General features: G+C 70.1%; 1 protein-coding gene. It reads right to left on the bottom strand.

Translation table 11 applies throughout. The features are described from left to right. The coding region (locus tag D588_RS0106130) for a PAS domain-containing hybrid sensor histidine kinase/response regulator (RefSeq protein WP_017915361.1) at nucleotides 1-3,308 on the bottom strand (3,308 nt) is incomplete at its 3' end. Nucleotides 3,309-3,657 lie beyond the last annotated feature (349 nt).

Consider the following 3,657-nt stretch of genomic DNA (forward strand, 5'->3'; position numbering starts at 1 on the left):
AGCAGCGCGCCGGCCACCGGCCCCGGCATCGCCGCGCGCAGCGCATCCAGCGTCTCCAGGCCGTCGAGCCGGTCGTGCAGGTGGTAATCGACCAGCATCACGTGCGGTGCGCACGCGGCCTGCGCCAGCGCCTCGTCGACGGTGCTGGCGCAGATCACCTCCACCTGCCAACGGCCGAGCAGCGCGCGCATGCCGTCGAGGATTTCCTGATCGTTGTCCACGCACAGCACGCGCAGCCCGGCCAGCGAATCGGCCGCAGCCGCTGCGCGCGGCGCGCGTTGCAGCGCCTGCGGCGGTGGCGCCGCCCGCGGCACGGTGATGGAGAACATGCTGCCGTGGCCGACGCGGCTGCGCGCATCCAGGTCGTGGCCGAGCAGGCGCGAGATGCGCTGGCAGATCGACAGACCCAGGCCCAGCCCCTGCTCGCCCCAGTCGAACGGCTGCTGGTAGCGCTGGAACTCGTCGAAGATCTGCTGCATGTGGTGCGGCGGGATGCCGGGGCCGGTGTCCCAGACCTGCAGTTCCAGCGCCGCGCCACGGCGGCGCATGCCCAGCACGATGCGGCCCTGGCGGGTGTAGCGCAGCGCGTTGGCGAGGAAGTTCTGCAGCACCCGGCGCAGCAGCCGGCGATCGCTGCGCACCCACAGCGGCCGCGCGTACACGTGCAGGCGCAGGCCGCGGCCGGCGGCGATCGGGCTGTACTGCGCGGCCAGTTCGCGCAGTAGCAGGCCGGCATCGACGTCCTCGATGGTCGGGCGCAGGCCGCCGGCATCCAGCCGCGACACGTCGAGCAGGCCGTCGAGCAGTTCCTCGGCCGCGCGCAGCGAGGCGTCCACGCGCTCGGCCAGATGCCGCTGCTCCTCGTTCTGGTGCGCATCGCGCAGGGCCGAGGCGAACAGGCGTGCGGCGTTGAGCGGCTGCAGCACGTCGTGGCTGATCGCGGCCAGGAAGCGGGTCTTGGACTGCTGCGCCAGTTCGGCCTCGCGCGAGCGCTCGGCCACGCGCTGCTCCAGGGTCTCGTTGGCCTCGAGCAGTGCCTGCTCGGCGCGCTTGTAGTCGGTGATGTCGTTGTAGCTGGTGACATAGCCGCCGCCGGGCAGCGGCTGGCCGCGCATCTCGATCACCTTGCCGTCGCTGCGGGTGCGTTCGAACACGTGGGGGGTGCCGGCGCGCATGTGCGCGATGCGGCGGGCGATCTGGTCCTCCACCTGGCCGCCACCGAGTTCGCCGCGCTCGGCGTTGTAGCGGATCAGGTCGGCGACCGGCCGGCCGACGTAGAGCATGCCGTCGGGATAGCCGAACATCTGTTGGTAACGGCGGTTCCATGCGGTCAGGCGCATCGCCGGATCGACCACGCTGACCCCGGCGCTGATGTTCTCCAATGTGGTGGACAGGATCTCGCGGTTGAAGCGCAGTTCCTGCCCGGCCTCGTCGAGCACCGCCACCACCTCGCCCAGGTCCATGCCCGAGCCGCGCAGCAGGCTGGTCAGGACCAGACGCGCGGAGGCCGCACCGATCGAAGCGGCGAGCAGGCGCTCGGTGAACTGCACCCAGACGCGGTCGGCCACCGCGGTGGGCTGCGGCTCGCGGCCGAGCAGTTGCGCCTGCTCGGCGAAGGCGCGGCGGGCGTGGCGCTCGCCGACCATGCGCTCGGCCAGCGCCTGCAGGTCGACCACGCGCACCTGCCCGAGCCAGTCGCCGGCCACTGCCGGGCGCTGCGAGTACGGCTCCAGGAACGGCGCGGCGCGCAGGCGCTCGTCCAGGCCCGGGCGCCAGCGCGCCGACACCAGCATCATCGTGCCGACGTTGACCAGCAGCGACCAGAACGTGCCGTGCGCCAGCGGGTCCCAGCCGCTCATGCCGAACAGCTGCTGCGGGCGCAGCCAGGAGATGCCGAACGGCCCGTCCAGCAGCCACGCCGGCGCCAGCCAGCCGGCCTGGGTCAGCGCCGGCAGCAGCAGGGTGTAGATCCAGGTGGCGAAGCCCAGCACCATGCCGGTCTCCACGCCCTTGCGGCTGGCGCCGCGCCAGTACAGGCCGCCGATCACGCCCGGCGCGAACTGCGCCACCGCGGCGAAGGCCATCAGGCCGTAGGACGCCAGCGTCGTGTCGTTGCTGCTGCTGCGGTAATAGCCGTAGGCGATCAGCGCCAGCAGCAGGATCGCCAGGCGGCGGATCCACAGCACCTTCGAGGCCACGTCGGCACCGGCCGCCTGATGCCCGCGGCGGCGCAACAGCACCGGCATCACCAGGTCGTTGCTGATCATCGTCGCCAGCGCGATGCTGGAGACGATGACCATGCCGGTGGCGGCGGAGAACCCGCCCACGTAGGCGACCAGCGCCAGCGCGGTGCGGCTTTCGGCCAACGGCAGCGCCAGCACGATACTGTCGTCGGCCACGTCGCCGCCGCCGAACAGGGCGATGCCGGCGGCGGCGATCGGCACCACCATCGCCGAGATCAGCACCAGGTACAAGCCGAACAGCCAGCGCGCCTTGCGGATGTCGCCGACGTCGCTGCACTCCACTACCGCCACATGGAACTGCCGTGGCAGGCACACTAGCGCCAGGAAGCTGAGTAGGGTCTGCGAGATGAAGCCCACCGGCGGGGTGTTCTGGAACAGCGTGCGTGCCGACGCCATCACCTGGCCGCCGTCGCGCACGGACAGCCACACGTAGGCGAACACGCCCACCGCCACCATCGCCAGCAGCTTCACCACCGACTCCAGCGCGATCGCCAGCATCATGCCGTGGTGGTGCTCGGTGGCATCGACCTGGCGAGTGCCGAACAGCGTGGCGAACAGCGCCATCCCCAAGGCCACGTACAACGCCGGGTCGGCGTAGAACGGCGCACCGGCGCTGGACTGGCCGCTGAGCACCTGCAGGCTCATCGCCACCGCCTTGTACTGCAGCGCCAGGTACGGCACCACGCCGACCAGGGCGATCACCGCCACCAGCGCGGCCAGGCGCCGCGAGCGGCCGTAGCGCGAGGAAATGAAATCGGCGATGGACACGGTGTTCTCGCTGCGCGCGATCAGCGCCAGGCGCTCGACGATGCGCCAGCCGAACAGCAGCATCAGCAGTGGACCCAGGTAGATCGGCAGGTAGCCGGCGCCGTTGCGCACCGCGCTGCCGACCGCGCCGTAGAACGTCCACGACGAGCAGTACACGGCCAGCGCCAGGCTGTACACCGCCGGCCGCAGCCACGGCCGCTCCGGGTACAGCGGACGGCGATCGCCCCACCACGCCACCGCAAACAGCAGCGCCGCATAGCCGACCGACACCAGCAGCAGGATCCAACTGGAAACCAAAGGTGAGCCCCCACGATGATGGGTGCAGTCTAGAGCGTGCGCGGCATTTCGGCGTGGTCGGGTGTTTGGCTCGCTCCATCTCGCCGGGCTGCGTGTGCACCAGGCTGGTTGCCGCGATACTGTTGCTTTATGGACCCCAGGCGCGGCAGCCACCGCGAGGCGTGCTTGACCAGCCTGCGGCTGTGGTGGAGCGCTTCTTTTAGTTGCTTTTCTTTGCACAAGCTAAAGAAGTGCTTCTCAGCAGCCGAAGGCTGATCAAAGTAACTAGCCCTCAGGCGAAAGTCGTTGCAACCACCATAGCCAGGGCAAAGGCAAAGCTTTCGCCTTGCGGCGAGTTACTTTTCTTTGC

This window comes from Xanthomonas sp. SHU 308 (genome assembly GCF_000364645.1).
Classification (GTDB): domain Bacteria; phylum Pseudomonadota; class Gammaproteobacteria; order Xanthomonadales; family Xanthomonadaceae; genus Xanthomonas_A; species Xanthomonas_A sontii.